Genomic DNA, 13639 nt, shown 5'->3' with positions numbered 1-13639 from the left:
GCCCCGCGTGTCGAACCTCCAGACCCCGCGAGTCCTACGTTCAGGACCCGTGAGTCCTACGTTCGCGACCCCCGAGTTCAACGCTCAGTACAAGATCGGCTGTTCTGAGCGTTGAATTCGGGGGTCCTGAACGTAGGACACGGTGGTCCTGAAGGTACGACTCGCGCGTTCTGAACGTAGGACTCACGGGGTCTGAGGGTTCGACACGCGGGGCCTGGACGTTCGACTCGCGCGGTCAGGTGTTCGAACGACCGGGTCGGCGTCGGCCGGCTCCTAGCAGGGCTGCGGCTCGTCCTCCTCGCCCGTGAGCCGCCCCGACAGCTCACGCCGGGCCATGGCGCGCACCGCCGCCATCGCCGCGTCACCCAGCACGGTCCCCACGACGACGCCCTCCAGCGCGCCGTCCTTGGTTTTCGCCGCCAGCACGTACTCCATATCGGCCTCCGCCAGCGGCATGGCGGCCCGTCCGAACCCGTCCAGCAGGTCCGTGAACCGCTCGTGCCCGACCTCCCGGGCCGTGGCCAGCACGCCGACCAATGCCTTGTGCGCGTACGACGCCGGACGGGACACCCACCCCTGCCGCGCCAGGAACTCCTCGACCTGCTGGTGCGCCACCTCGTCCTCGGTGCCCAAGTCCGGCGGCGCGACGGCGGCGGAGATCGTGCCCAACGCCTTCTGCATGGACTTGGCCGGGTCGTCCAACGCACCCAGCACCTCGCGCACGGCCGCGATCGACAGCCCGCCCAGCTCGACCATCGCCCGCACCAGCCGCAGCCGGTGCAGGTGCGCGTCGGAGTACCGGGCCTGGTTGGGGCTGGTCAGCTGCCCGGCCGGGAGCAGGCCCTCCCGCAGGTAGAACTTGATCGTCGGCACGGGCACGCCGCTGCGACGGCTCAACTCGGCGATGCGCATCGACACGCGTCCCTTTCTGAGACGACTCTCAGTACGGATACTGTAACTATCTAATAGTGGAAAGTGCCGCTATCCGTACGAGGAGCCGACCGTGATCCGCTTCCTTCGCCCACATCCGCCGTTGATGCTCTTCTCCCTGCTCATGCTGACCCTGATCCCGGTGTCCCTCGCGGGACTGATCATCGACGACCGGATTGTCGCGGGGTCCCCGATCTGGTTCAAGCCGTTCAAGTTCGCGGTGTCCTTCGCCCTCTACGGCGTCACCTTGGCGTGGATGCTCACCCTCACCACCAGGTTGCGCCGAACCGGCTGGTGGGCGGGCACCGTGCTCGCGGTGGCGAGCGCCGCCGAGATGGCGATCGTCGTCGGCCAGGTGATCCGGGGCAGGGCGAGCCACTTCAACGTCGCCACCCCCTTCGACCAGCTGCTGTGGCGCGCCATGGCGGTCACCATCGCCGTCGTCTGGGTCATGCACGCGCTCATCGCCGTCACACTGCTGTTCACGAGGTTCGCGGAGCGCGCCACCGGTCTCGCGATCCGACTCGGCACCGGCATCACCCTGGTCGGCCTCGCGCTCGGCTTCATGATGACCACGCCCGCGCCCGGCCAGAACAGCAGCGGCGGCATCATGGGCGCGCACAGCGTCGGCGTGCCCGACGGCGGACCGCAGATGCCGGTGACCGGGTGGAGCACCACGGGCGGCGACCTGCGGATCCCGCACTTCATCGGCATCCACGCGCTCCAACTCCTCCCGTTGGCCGCGATGCTGTTCCGCCGGCGCGCCACGCCGCAGCTCATCTGGGGCCTCGCCATCGGCTACGCGGGCCTGATGGCGCTGCTGACGTGGCAGGCGCTGCGCGGGCAGCCGCTGTTGCGCCCGGACCTGCTCACCGCGCTGGGCGCGCTGGCCGTGCTCACGTGGACCGCTGCGGTCGTCGCGCGTGCGCTGCGCGCGACACCCGGCACGACGGCCGGGACCACCAAGACGACCGAGACGACCGAGACGACCGAGGAGATGCGGGCATGACCGGATTCCTGTTCGAGATCACGTTCTGGCTCACCGTGCCCTTCTGGGCTTTGATGATCTTCACACCGAAGTGGTCGGTGACGGCCCGAATCGTGTCGTCGCCACTGATCGCGGTGCCGCCGCTGATCGTCTACACAATCCTGGTCGCCGCGCACCTGCCGGAGTTGTGGGCGACGATGAGCAGTCCGAACCTGGACACGCTGAGAGAGTTCCTGGCCACGTCCTGGGGCGCCGCGGCGATCTGGGCGCAGGTGATCGCGTGGGACCTGCTGATCGGGGCGTGGATGTACCGGGAGGGCCGCCGACTGGGGCTGCACCCCCTGCTCATGGGCCCGCTGCTGGCGTTCACGATCATCATGTCCCCGTTCGGTTTCGCGCTGTTCCTGGCCGTCCGCGCGTTCTGTGACCGACCCGACAGGGCGGGCACGGTGGTTACCGGTCAGTAACAGGGGCTAGAGTTGTGTTACCGATCGGTAGGAGTCGCGCCCCGCCGTTCGGGCGAATCGTCACCACAAGTGGAGGAGACGCCGTGGCCGCACCAGTAGCGCCGGCACGCGTTCGAAACGTGGTCTTCGTCGACGGCGTGCGCACGCCGTTCGGCAAAGCCGGCCCCAAGGGAATCTTCGCGGAGACCCGTGCCGACGACCTGGTCGTCAAGGTCATCCGCGAGCTGCTGCGGCGCCACCCCGAGCTGCCACCGGAGCGGATCGACGAGGTGGCGATCGCGGCCACCACGCAGACCGGTGATCAGGGCCTGACCATCGGCCGCACGGCGGCGCTGCTCGCGGGCCTGCCGAAGTCCGTGCCCGGCTACGCCATCGACCGCATGTGCGCGGGCGCGATGACGGCCGTGACGACGTCGGCCAGCGGCATCGCGTTCGGCGCGTACGACGTGGTCATCGCGGGCGGTGTCGAGCACATGGGCCGGCACCCGATGGGCGAGGGCGTCGACCCGAACCCGCGGTTCCTGTCCGACAAGATCGTGGACCCGTCCGCGCTCGTCATGGGCTCGACGGCGGAGAACCTGCACGACCGGTTCCCGGCCATCACCAAGGACCGCACGGACGCGTTCGCGGCGGCGTCGCAGGCCAAGTACGCCGACGCGGTGAAGAACGGCAAGATCGGCCCGGAGCTCGTGCCCGTCGCGACCCGGTCCACCGAGCACGGCTGGGGCCTGGCGACGGCCGACGAGCCGCCGCGTCCCGGCACCACGGTCGAGGACCTGGGCAAGCTGAAGACGCCGTTCCGCCCGCACGGCCGGGTCACCGCGGGCAACGCCGCGGGCCTGAACGACGGCGCGACCGGCTGCATCCTGGCCGAGGAGGAGACCGCCCGCGAGCTGGGCCTGCCGGTCGGCATGCGCATGGTGGGCTACTCGTTCCTGGGCGTCGAGCCCGACGTGATGGGGATCGGCCCGGTGCCCGCGACGGAGAAGGCCCTGAAGCGCGCGGGTCTGTCCATCGAGGACATCGGCCTGTTCGAGATCAACGAGGCGTTCGCCGTGCAGGTGCTCGCCTTCCTGGACCACTTCGGCATCGCCGACGACGACCCGCGGGTCAACCAGTGGGGTGGCGCGATCGCCACCGGCCACCCGCTCGCGTCGTCCGGCGTGCGGCTGATGACCCAGCTGTCGCGGCAGTTCGCCGAGCGCCCCGACGTGCGCTACGGCATCACCACCATGTGCATCGGCATCGGCATGGGCGGCACCGTTATCTGGGAGAACCCGCTGTGGAACGGGGAGAACAAGTGACCACGTTGACCGCTGACGAGGCCAAGGCCCTCTTCCCCGACGAGGTCGTGACCCACGCCCGCACCCGGCTGATCTCCGTGCCCGGTGTCGACGGCGAGGTCGCGCTGATCACCATCGACAACGGCCACGACCACACCCGGCCGTCCACGTTCGGCCCGCAGTCGCTGGTGAGCCTGAACGCCGCGTTCGACGAGGCCGTGGCGGCGTCCCCGGCGGCGATCGCGGTCACCGGCAAGCCGTTCATCTTCGCCGTGGGCGCGGACCTGACGGCCGTCGAAGGCGCTACGGCGCGCGAGCAGGCGCTGACCATCGGACAGCTCGGGCACGATGTGTTCCGCAAGTTCACCGAGTCGTCCGTGCCGACCTTCGCGTTCGTCAACGGCGCGGTGATGGGCGGCGGCCTGGAGCTGGCGCTGTCGTGCCACTACCGGACGCTGGCGTCCAACGCGGCGGCCATCGCGCTGCCCGAGGTGTTCCTCGGCCTGTTCCCCGGTTGGGGCGGCACGCAGCTGCTGCCGAACCTGATCGGCGCGAACGACGCGGTCACCGTGATCTTCGAGAACGCGTTGAACCAGAACAAGATGCTCAACCCCAAGCAGGCGTTGGACCTGGGCATCGCGGACGTGCTGTTCGACTCGGCGGACTACCTGGAGCAGTCGCTGCTGTGGCTGGCCTCCGTGGTGCGCGGCGACGTCGTGCCCCCGCGTCGTGAGATCGACCGCGGTGCCGGCTGGGACGCGGCTGTGGCGCGTGCGCGGGCCATCGTCGAGGGCAAGACCAAGGGCGCGGCGCCGGGTGCGTTGAAGGCTCTTGAGCTGCTGGAGTTGGCCCGTGCCAACGACTTGGACGCCGGGTACGCGGCGGAGACCGAGGCACTGGCGGACGTCGTGATGAGCGACGAGCTGCGGGCCGGGCTCTACTCGTTCAACCTGGTGCAGAAGCGGGCCAAGCGGCCGGCGGGGGCGCCGGACAAGTCGTTGGCGCGCAAGGTGACCAAGGTCGGCATCGTCGGCGCGGGCCTGATGGCGTCGCAGATGGCGCTGCTGTTCGCGCGGCGGCTCGAGGTGCCGGTGGTGCTCACCGACATCGACCAGGCGCGGGTGGACAAGGGCGTCGGGTACGTGCACGGCGAAATCGACAAGCTGCTCGGCAAGAAGCGCGTGTCGGCGGACAAGGCGAACCGGCTCAAGGCGCTGGTGTCCGGTTCGCTGGACAAGGCGGCGTTCTCGGACGCGGACTTCGTCATCGAGGCCGTGTTCGAGGACCTGGGCGTGAAGCAGAAGGTGTTCGCCGAGGTCGAGGAGCACGTGTCGGCCGAGGCCGTGCTGGCGACCAACACGTCGTCGCTGTCGATCACCGAGATGGCGTCGGGCCTCAAGCACCCCGAGCGGGTCGTGGGCTTCCACTTCTTCAACCCGGTGGCGATCATGCCGCTGCTGGAGATCGTGCGGGCCGAGCGCACCGACGACGCGACGCTGGCGACGGCGTTCGCGGTGGGCAAGCAGCTCAAGAAGTCCTCGGTGCTGGTGAAGGACGCGCCGGCGTTCGTGGTGAACCGGCTGCTGACGCGGTTCATGGGCGAGGTCGTGAAGTCCATCGACGAGGGCACGCAGTTCGAGGTGGCGGACAAGGCCACCGAGCCGCTGGGCCTGCCGATGTCGCCCCTGATCCTGCTCCAGCTCGTGGGGCCCGCTGTGGCGCTGCACGTGGCCGAGACGATGAACCGGGCGTTCCCGGACCGGTTCGGCGTGTCGGAGAACATGAAGGCGTTCGTGAAGGCCGGCAAGACCGCCGTCTACCAGTGGGACTCGGCCGGCAAGCAGACGGTCGACCCCGAGGTGCAGGCGCTGTGGTCGTTCGGCGACAAGCCGTTGACCGGTGAAGAGGTCTTCGCGCGGGCGCTGGAGGCGATGGCCGAAGAGATCCGGATCATGCTGGACGAAGGCGTGGTCGCGGAGGCGCAGGACATCGACCTGTGCATGCTCCTCGGCGCCGGCTGGCCGTTCTGGCTCGGCGGCATCACCCCGTACCTGGACCGTTCGGGCATCTCGGAGAAGGTGACCGGCAAGCGCTTCCTGGCTCCCGGCGTCGCGTCCGTTCCTGCCTGATCCCAGTTCCCTGTGCCCCGGCTGTCGTGCGACGGCCGGGGCACAGTGCGTTCCGCTGGACGACTACCGCGAACACCACCGCCACTGCGCCCGGTGCGCGGAGCAGTGCCAAACCGCGAGAGCCTCGGCCGATTCCAGCACGCGGCGGACGCGTTCGTCCCGCGCGCGTGGCCAGGGTCCTGGAATCCCTGGCCCAAGCCATCGCCACCCGAGGCGGCCAACGTCGCGCCCGCCCGCACCTCACGGCCCGACTCCGCCGAGTGAACAGCGCCAATCGGTAACGACCCGACACCGGACCCAATCAGGTGGAATATTGGATCGAATAGTCGAACAAGCGTGCACCATACCGTCGTAAACCCGTTATGGACCCACGGCCCTGACGGTTCCGATTCACTCGTTCGAAGCGTCGCCCTGAAGATCGCAAACGTCCGACGGGATACCGGATCCACTCGCGGTGGAACCTCGAAAGACGGGCGTCACCAGCCCAAATGACCTAGTTCTGCCCTGCACGGAAGCACCTGGAACACCGGTTCTGCCTAGTGCCATCTGGTTCCTACGGGCGAACCCGCTCGCAAGAATCCAACGATGTACGCCATTCGTGGGCTGCACGTGAATTGCGGACCATCGAGGTCGTCCGACATGAGAACCTCCATACGCAGTCACACCCGGATCGCACACGGGAGCCATTCTCGCAAGGGGGAGCGGACATCGTGCCGTATCAGCGTGTCGGCCAACCTGCGGGACCTCCCGCACCGCAACTGACGAGCATGCAGGTGGAGCCGGAGAAGCTGCTGGACCTCATCGCGAGCTACGAGGGGGTGCGCGATTCCGTGTCGGATTTCCTTCAGGAGCACGGCAATTCCCTCCGAGGGCGGCCCCTCGCCGATGACGAAGTCTCCGGGGACGCCGCCGGCGTGTTCACCGACCACTCGATGCACGCACTCGACGTCACGGAGAGGTTTCTCGGCGAGTTGAACGCCAACATCGAGCAACTCATGGCCGCGGCGAAGACTTACGGTCTCGTCGAGGACGGCAACACCGACGTGATCCGGAAGCTCCGCGAGGTCGGCGACCGATGAGTCTCCGGACAGCGAAACCCCACCCCGTCCTCTGCGCGACAGCGGTTGTCATCCTCGTCGCCGGGTGCAACACCACGGCCGGCACTCCGCGTTCGGCGAGTGGAGCAGGCTCGTTCCCCGGCACTTCACCGTCTTCGACGCCGCCTCCCGACCGTCCGCGCGAGGTCGAACTCGGCGGCACGGATCCCTGCGGTCTGCTCACCGCCGAGCAACTGCCCGTCCTGAAGATCGACCGGGCGGGCCGTGTCGTGGACAGCGACTTCTACCGGGCCAAGGGTTGCTCGTGGACGGTCATCGGAGCCAGCAGCCATCTCGTTCCCGTGACCACCGAGGGCATCTCCGCGTGGACCGACGGCGAGCGGACCGGACAGGCGGCCGTGACCGATCCGGTGCTCGGTTTCCCCGCCATCACGGTGACCCTGCCGAAGGACGAAGGCCGCTGTGACGTCATGGTCGACACCGCTGAGGGGCAGTACCTGGCCGCGACGTTCTCCGTACTGCCCACGTACGAGGACCGCTTCCCCGCACCTTGCGCCGGAGCGCGCGAGGTGGTCGAGGCGGCGATGGAGAACCTGCTGAAGTGAGGGGGCGGCAATGGCGACTTCGGAGCACGACTCAGGCAGACACCGGACAGGCCGCAGCATCGGGAACCACAACTTCGACGCGCAGTCACACCGACAGCTGTACGACAAGATCCACGGTGGTCCCGGGTACTCGGCGGCCCAGGCCGTCGACGACGCATGGGCCAAGTTCCTCGACGTGATGCGGACCGCTCGCGTCGAGCTGGAGACCACGATCCGCCGATCCGGCGCGGTGTGGCAGGGTGCGGCGGGCGAACGGTTCACCAGTAGTAATGCGCCCTTGGTGCAGTGGGCCGAGGACGCGTGCACCGCCGCCACGGTGACCCGGGCTTCGTTCGAGGCACAAGCCTTGTCCTATGTGGACGCGAAAGGCGAGATGCCGGAACCGGTGAAGGTGACCTCGACCGCCAATGACGACTTGTGGGGCATCCCCGCCGGTTTCACGCACCTCGTCGGTGGCCAGACCGACCAGGACCTCCAGGAGGCGCAGGCGCAGGAGGCCAAGCGCTTGGCCGTAGCGGTGATGATCGGCTACCGCGAACGGGCGTCGGCTGCGGTGGATTCCCTCGGCGAGTTCGTGCCGCCGCCGTCGGTGACCACGCAGATGGTGGAGCCGCCCGCAGTCGAGCGGCACGGGGTCGAGACGACCGGGACAGCCAGACAGGAACGTCCGACGACGTCCGAGGGGGAAGCGCCGGGGTCGGTCGAGCCCTCGGGTGGTGCGGTGACCGAGGGGCGCGAGGTCGGCCGGACCGCCACATCCGCCGCGACGACGCCACAGGAAGCCCTTTCGCGGTTGCCGCCAGGTCAGGCCACGCTGCCACAGCACGCGCCCGCTCCCCCGGCCACCGCACCGGTCGGCATTGCCCCACCGGGAAACCGGCCACCCGCGACCCGCCTGCCGACCCACACGCCGACCGGCCGCCCCGGTGGCTCGTCGGAGAAAGCGGGGAGCGGCGTGATGGGCGGCATGGCACGCGGAGCGGGCGGGAGGGGGACGAAACCGTTGTCCCCCGGCGTACCCGGAGGCGGCGTCACCGCCACACCACCCGGGTCCGGCGGGTCGACCGGAGTCGGCGACGACACCCGGTCGAGCCGCACGAACGCCGCCGCCGCCCGCGCCACGGCGGGCAGTCCTCCGCCCGCGGCCGGCCTGGCGGCCACCCCGCAGGCCGCCAAGGGCGAGGACGACCTCGATCACCGGACCGCGCCGTACCTCGAGGAACTGGACGACGTCTGGGGCGCGGACAGCATCCCCCGGGTCGCACCGCCGGTGATCGGGGAAGACGACCGGTGACGGTCACGCTGTCCCGGTTGGAGTTCGAGCTGTGCTGGGACCACCTGAGGCCGGGCGACTACCCCACGATCCTGTCCATCCCGTCCCACGGCGGCACCTTGGACGAACGCCGGGCGCTCTTCCAGGGCGCGTGGCGTGAGTTGGAGGCGCGCGGTCTGGCCGCACGGGGCGCGCTCGACGCGCGCCTCGCCGACTGGCTGGCGTTGCTGGCCCACCCCGAGCGCGAGGTCGACGCGCGCTTGCGCCTGGACGGGGGTCCGAGGGTGCGCGCGGTCGCCGCCGCCAGGTCCAGTCGAGCCGTGCTGGCAGTCCTCACCGCCGACGGGCTCAGCCTCGCCGGCATCGACGAGACAGCGCTGGTCGCCTCGGTTGTGGGCCTGCTGCCCCCGCACCCGACGCCGCGCTCGCGGTCGGTCAGCGTGCCGGCCGCCGACCTCGACCGGGCCGCGGTGGCCGGGCAGTCGGTGTCACGGATGGAGAACGCGCTGCGGGAGAGCGGGCTCGCCCGTGCCGACGCGCAGAAGGTCTCCCAGGTGCTCGGCGGCGTGACGCGCATGGGCCAGTTCGGCACGGCCTCGCGGTCCGTGCGGCACGGTCGGTCGGGACCGCGACGACGCGGCCCGTACGCGGTGTCCTTCTACGACAGCGCCGAGGGGCGGTGGCAGTTCACCCGCCGCCCTTCCAATGACGGCCGGGAGTGGGCCACGCTGAGCCCGGCCGACCAGCCCCGACTCGTTCACGCCGTGTCGGAGCTGCTCGCGTCGACCGACAGGGCCTCGGCTCGCTGACCGTCGCCGGACTTCTGATCGATCTGGTTGGTCAGGAGTTCCGCCATCGTCATGCCCTCGACGGGCTTCTCGGGCGTCACCGGTTCAGCCTAGGGCCGCAGCCGGAGTGACCGCACCGCGGTGACCAGGTGGGCGTGTGCTGGAGCCGCTCATCCGAACAGGTGGAGAACGGGAAACCTGTCCGGAATTGCCGCTGATTGCCTACCGGCTCCCCACGATGCGCGCTACTTTGCGAAACCATCTGATCACCGACCGCAAGGGGAGACGTGAGCGGCGAATTCAGATTCGGCTTCGAGGACGGCGACGAGGAGGACCGGTCACCACCGCGGTCAACGGAGCAACCGGACAGGCGACAGGACCTCCTGGCGGGACGCGACCCGGATGGCGTGGTCACCGTGGCGGTGAACGACGAGGCGGAGGTCCAGTCGGTCACCATCGCAGCGCAGTGGCGGCAGTCGGTCGACCCTCGTGTCCTGGGCTCGGCGGTCACCCAAGCCGCGAACGCGGCCGCCATGTCGGCGTTGGCCAAGCAGGTCGAGCGGCCGGCCGAAACCGCGCCACAGCGCGAGATGCCGCCACCTCAGTCCCACGAACGCATCACGCCCGAGCAGGCGTTGCGGTTGATGGCCGCCGTCAGCGCCGACTTGGCCGAGTTCACGCAGCGGATGACCGAGGCCGTGGACCGTCCGTTGACGGTGGAGAGCCGGGGTGGACACGTCCGCGGCACGATCCACCGGGGACAGGTCCTCAACCTGGAGATCGATCCCGCCTGGACGCATTCGGCTCGCGTGACGGAGATGCAGCAGGAGTTCCTGGAAGTGCTGCGGAACCTGCGCGCCCAGAACGTTCCCGCCGACCTGGCGCAGGGTCCGCAGAGCCCCGCCATCACCGAACTCACCGCGCTGGTGAGTGATCCCGACACACTGCTGCGCCGAGTGGGGTTGCTGCCATGACCGATGTCTCCGTAGCTCTCGAAGCGATGCGGTCCGACGCCACCGCGTGGGCGACCGCAGCCGACAACCTCGACGGCCCGCGCTCCGCGATCGGTGGTCTGGTTCTGACCGGCGCCGACCTGTCGCTGTGGGCGGTCGACCGCGGCTTGGACCGCACGTACAACGACGCTCGCCTGGCCTTGGAGGACATGCTTGCCCAGGCGACCCAGGCGTTCGGCAGCCTCAGCGAAACCCTCCAGGCGGCGGCGAACACCTATGAAGCCGAAGAGGAAGCGAACCGGCACGCCATGAACAACATCCACACCGACGGCGGTGGCCGATGAACCCGCTCGTGCAGGAGGCGCACCGCAAGTCGCAGGAGATCGACCAGAACGCCACGAGGTTCTTCGACCAGGTCAACAGCGTCATGAGCTGGGTTCCCGCGCCGCTGGAGTACCTCGTCGACCCCATTATCCGCGGCATGCAGCTGCTCAACGAGAAGCTGCGCGAGTTGTGGGACCGCGTCAAGCTGTTGTGGGAGCAGCCCGGTGACTCGGACCGCCTTAAGAACGTCGGCGAGCAGTGGGTGTCGCAGGTCGGCAACGCACTCGGCGACATCGCGGGCACGATCGGGTTGGACAAGCTCCGCACCACGATCGAGTGGGAAGGTCGCGCGGCCCGCGCCTACCAGGCGACGGTGCCACCACAGGCGGCCGGGCTGAACTCGGTGAAGGACATCGCCGGACAACTGCGTTCGTCCCTGAACAGCCTGGCGAACTCGATCGACATGTTCTGGATGGCGATGGGCTTCGCGCTCGCCGGCCTGGTCGTCGGCATCGTCGCCGCGGTGGCCGCCGCGTGCACGCTCGTGGGCATCCCCGCGGCGATCGCGTTCATCGTCGGAACGGTGGCCGCGACGATCGGCGTTATCGCCGCGACGGTCATGGCGTTGGAGTCGCACGTCAACACGATCGAGACCGAGCAGTCCGCGATCCGGCAGAAGATCCACGACCTCGGCTCCACGTGGGCGATGCCGAACACCGCCGACATGGCGGACGCGAGTGTCACCGACGGGGACGGCTCGGACTGGCGACCCGGCTCGTGACGTACCCGGGACCACCTCCCCTCTATGTGTGGATACCGGCTGCCCAGGCTCGGAGGATCCGGGGCCTGTGCGGCGTACTCGGCGCGGTGGGCCTCGTGGCTTGCCTGGCGCTCGGATGGGCGATCGTGGGGTTCGGCCGGGCATTGCCGACGGCCTACCACCCGATCAACGCGTTGGTCTGGATCGCCGGGTGCGGTTCGATGTTCGCGGTGTTCCTGTCCTCTGTGAGCCTGCTGGCGGCACGGTCCTACGTCCGGGGCGAGTACCTCGACGTGAACGGCGCGAGAGTGGCGAGGCGCGCGCTGGCGGGCGGTTGGACGGGTGCGGTGATCGTCGCCGTCATCGCTTGGTTCCTGCTGGTCATGACGGTGACAAGCGGTAGTCGGCAGGTCGGGTTCACCAGTGGTGTGTGGGCTTATCTGTTCCTGCTGGCCGCGCCTTCGGTGGCAGCGGGCGTTCTCTTCTTCCTTGGACGCGCGCTGTTCCGACTGCCTATTGCGCCAACACCCAGGCCTCAGTGGCGTGGCTGACCGGGGGTGGCCACTGCGTTCCTGGCGCCTCTGGGAGCCCTGGCAACGCCCCGTCACGTGCGTGGCACGATGACGCGGGTGCCGAACAATGTCGAACCGACCTTGTCCGATCTCCGCGCGATGCTGGCGGATCAGGGTGCACCCGATCAGGTGTTGCGACTGGTCGATGCCGCCCGCGACGTGCCGGACGCTTTGGAGCGCCTGACCACAGCGGGTTTCATCCAGCCGGTGGCGGACCTCGCGATGGCGTTCCTCGACGTCTTCACGCCACTGCTGGAGCAGGGTTGCGGACCGCTGGAGGCCGAGCTGTGCGCGTCCGAGTTCCTGGGCGCGATGGGCGACAGCACCGATCCGCAGGACTTCCCGGAGATGGTGGCGGCCATGATCGCCGACGCCGAGGCCACGGGCAGGCCGGAAGCGCTCGCGCTGGCGCGGTCGTTCGCGGTGCTCGCGCCGCCGGAGGTGCGGCCGGTCGCGTCCCAGGCCGCCGACCGCCTCGTCGCTAGCGGGCTGCGGGACCCGAAGTGGGTGCGGGCGGTGGGCAAGCCGACCGTCGGCGCGTGCTTCGGCTACGCGGACCCGCGCGGCGCCCAGGAAGGGCTGGCGCTGACCTTCTCGTACGGCCGCAAGCCACACGTCCTCGTCCTGTTGATCGACCACGACCTCGGCGGCGTCAAGGACTGCTTCGTCAGCGACCAGCCGAAGCCGATCCGGGCCGGGTACGTCCACGCGGCCGCCGAGTTCGGCTTCCCGTTCCGCGAGTACACGCCCGAACAGGCACGCGCGATCGTCGAGGACGCGTTGAAGCGCGAGCCGTGCCCGGTCGAGCCGGACCAGGTGGAGGACATGCGGTCCCACCTCGCCCTGCTGGAGCAGCGGCTGGAGCTGCTCCCTCCCGCCGCCCCGACCGCCCTCGACACCAGCGTGCACCGGCTGAAGATCACGCTGCGCGGGTCGAAGCCGCCGATCTGGCGCCGACTGGAAGTGCCGTCCTCCACGTCGCTGGTGCGGCTGCACCAGATCATCCAGGACGCGTTCGCCTGGGAGGACTACCACATGTGGGTCTTCGACACCCCGGAAGGCGAGTACGGGATGCCTGACCCGGAACTGGGCCACGGCGACGCCGCGACCGTGACGCTGGCCGACGCTGCGAAAGCGCCGAAGGACCGCGTCGGTTACCTGTACGACTTCGGCGACGCCTGGGACCACGACATCGTGGTGGAGGACGTCGTCCAAGCCGAACCGGGTGCCGCCTACCCCCGCTGCCTCACCGGCCGCCGTGCCGCCCCGCCGGAGGACAGCGGCGGCATCTGGGGCTACGCGAACCTGTGCGACGTGCTGGCCGACCCGGAGCACCCCGAGCACGCGGAACGGCTGGAGTGGCTCGATCTGGACTCGGCCGCCGACTTCGACCCGGCCGCCTTCGACGCCGAAGAGGTGAACGAGTACCTCGAACGCCGGGCGAAGGTCCTGGTCAAGCCATGACGCCCGCCTCGCCGCGCCGGTCCGGCGGGTAACGCGCCCGACCGG

The 13639-nt window shown here is 69.5% G+C and carries 15 protein-coding genes; 13 read left to right on the top strand and 2 right to left on the bottom strand.

The features are described 5' to 3' along the window. Positions 1–273 precede the first annotated feature (273 nt). Positions 274–912 carry a MerR family transcriptional regulator gene (locus F4560_RS42065; RefSeq protein WP_184928581.1) on the bottom strand — a complete coding sequence of 213 codons (639 nt, stop codon included), beginning with the start codon at positions 910–912 and terminating at the stop codon, positions 274–276. Positions 913–1003: 91 nt separating this feature from the next. Between F4560_RS42065 and F4560_RS42060 the strand changes: the two genes are divergently transcribed. The 8 genes from F4560_RS42060 to F4560_RS42025 all read left to right on the top strand — a co-directional run bounded on the left by F4560_RS42060 (position 1004) and on the right by F4560_RS42025 (position 9542). Continuing rightward, positions 1004–1939 (top strand): hypothetical protein, encoded by a 936-nt coding sequence (locus tag F4560_RS42060; RefSeq protein WP_184928580.1) that lies wholly within the window; start codon positions 1004–1006, stop codon positions 1937–1939. Then, complete coding sequence (locus tag F4560_RS42055) at positions 1936–2385, top strand: ABA4-like family protein (protein ID WP_184928579.1); 450 nt, start codon at positions 1936–1938, stop codon at positions 2383–2385. The genes F4560_RS42060 and F4560_RS42055 overlap by 4 nt, the downstream gene beginning before the upstream one ends. 83 nt (positions 2386–2468) lie before the next feature. Continuing rightward, positions 2469–3689 carry a thiolase family protein gene (locus F4560_RS42050; RefSeq protein WP_184928578.1) on the top strand — a complete coding sequence of 407 codons (1221 nt, stop codon included), beginning with the start codon at positions 2469–2471 and terminating at the stop codon, positions 3687–3689. Further along, entirely contained in the window at positions 3686–5797 is a 2112-nt protein-coding gene (locus F4560_RS42045) for a 3-hydroxyacyl-CoA dehydrogenase NAD-binding domain-containing protein (RefSeq protein WP_184928577.1), read from the top strand. The genes F4560_RS42050 and F4560_RS42045 overlap by 4 nt, the downstream gene beginning before the upstream one ends. Before the next feature lie 773 nt (positions 5798–6570). Then, positions 6571–6876, top strand: a complete 306-nt coding sequence (locus F4560_RS42040; protein WP_184928576.1) for a PE domain-containing protein — start codon at positions 6571–6573, stop codon at positions 6874–6876. Further along, positions 6873–7460, top strand: a complete 588-nt coding sequence (locus F4560_RS42035) for a DUF3558 domain-containing protein (protein WP_184928575.1) — start codon at positions 6873–6875, stop codon at positions 7458–7460. Before F4560_RS42040 ends, F4560_RS42035 begins: the two co-directional genes overlap by 4 nt. 10 nt (positions 7461–7470) lie before the next feature. Further along, positions 7471–8754 carry a PPE domain-containing protein gene (locus tag F4560_RS42030; protein WP_184928574.1) on the top strand — a complete coding sequence of 428 codons (1284 nt, stop codon included), beginning with the start codon at positions 7471–7473 and terminating at the stop codon, positions 8752–8754. Beyond that, complete coding sequence (locus tag F4560_RS42025; protein WP_184928573.1) at positions 8751–9542, top strand: ESX secretion-associated protein EspG; 792 nt, start codon at positions 8751–8753, stop codon at positions 9540–9542. The genes F4560_RS42030 and F4560_RS42025 overlap by 4 nt, the downstream gene beginning before the upstream one ends. Here F4560_RS42025 and F4560_RS45880 read toward each other — a convergent pair. Beyond that, positions 9491–9622, bottom strand: a complete 132-nt coding sequence (locus F4560_RS45880) for a hypothetical protein (protein WP_281392002.1) — start codon at positions 9620–9622, stop codon at positions 9491–9493. The two genes, F4560_RS42025 and F4560_RS45880, sit on opposite strands and share 52 nt — an antisense overlap. A 186-nt stretch (positions 9623–9808) precedes the next feature. Here F4560_RS45880 and F4560_RS42020 point away from each other — a divergent pair, with 186 nt between their 5' ends. From F4560_RS42020 to F4560_RS46410, 5 genes are all read left to right on the top strand, one after another. Continuing rightward, positions 9809–10495, top strand: coding sequence for a YbaB/EbfC family nucleoid-associated protein (locus F4560_RS42020; RefSeq protein WP_184928572.1), 687 nt, complete (start codon positions 9809–9811; stop codon positions 10493–10495). Next, the gene (locus F4560_RS42015) at positions 10492–10818 is read left to right on the top strand and encodes a hypothetical protein (protein WP_184928571.1); all 327 of its coding nucleotides are present in this window, start codon (positions 10492–10494) and stop codon (positions 10816–10818) included. The genes F4560_RS42020 and F4560_RS42015 overlap by 4 nt, the downstream gene beginning before the upstream one ends. After that, a complete protein-coding gene (locus tag F4560_RS42010; protein WP_184928570.1) occupies positions 10815–11579 on the top strand; it encodes a hypothetical protein in 765 nt (254 codons plus the stop codon). The genes F4560_RS42015 and F4560_RS42010 overlap by 4 nt, the downstream gene beginning before the upstream one ends. An 86-nt stretch (positions 11580–11665) precedes the next feature. Further along, entirely contained in the window at positions 11666–12109 is a 444-nt protein-coding gene (locus F4560_RS42005; protein ID WP_184928569.1) for a hypothetical protein, read from the top strand. Positions 12110–12187: 78 nt separating this feature from the next. Further along, positions 12188–13594 (top strand): plasmid pRiA4b ORF-3 family protein, encoded by a 1407-nt coding sequence (locus F4560_RS46410; RefSeq protein ID WP_312869803.1) that lies wholly within the window; start codon positions 12188–12190, stop codon positions 13592–13594. Positions 13595–13639: the final 45 nt, after the last annotated feature.

Source organism: Saccharothrix ecbatanensis (assembly GCF_014205015.1).
Lineage (GTDB): Bacteria > Actinomycetota > Actinomycetes > Mycobacteriales > Pseudonocardiaceae > Actinosynnema > Actinosynnema ecbatanense.
The sequence above is the reverse complement of the archived record's forward strand: the minus strand, read 5'-3'. Positions and strand labels throughout refer to the sequence as shown.

What these genes read in the sequence shown, in the direction of transcription:
- F4560_RS42065 (WP_184928581.1), bottom strand. Translation starts at nt 912, where the DNA reads ATGCGCATCGCCGAGTTGAGCCGTCGCAGCGGCGTGCCCGTGCCGACG.
- F4560_RS42055 (WP_184928579.1), top strand. Translation starts at nt 1,936, where the DNA reads ATGACCGGATTCCTGTTCGAGATCACGTTCTGGCTCACCGTGCCCTTC.
- F4560_RS42035 (WP_184928575.1), top strand. Translation starts at nt 6,873, where the DNA reads ATGAGTCTCCGGACAGCGAAACCCCACCCCGTCCTCTGCGCGACAGCG.
- F4560_RS42030 (WP_184928574.1), top strand. Translation starts at nt 7,471, where the DNA reads ATGGCGACTTCGGAGCACGACTCAGGCAGACACCGGACAGGCCGCAGC.
- F4560_RS42015 (WP_184928571.1), top strand. Translation starts at nt 10,492, where the DNA reads ATGACCGATGTCTCCGTAGCTCTCGAAGCGATGCGGTCCGACGCCACC.
- F4560_RS42010 (WP_184928570.1), top strand. Translation starts at nt 10,815, where the DNA reads ATGAACCCGCTCGTGCAGGAGGCGCACCGCAAGTCGCAGGAGATCGAC.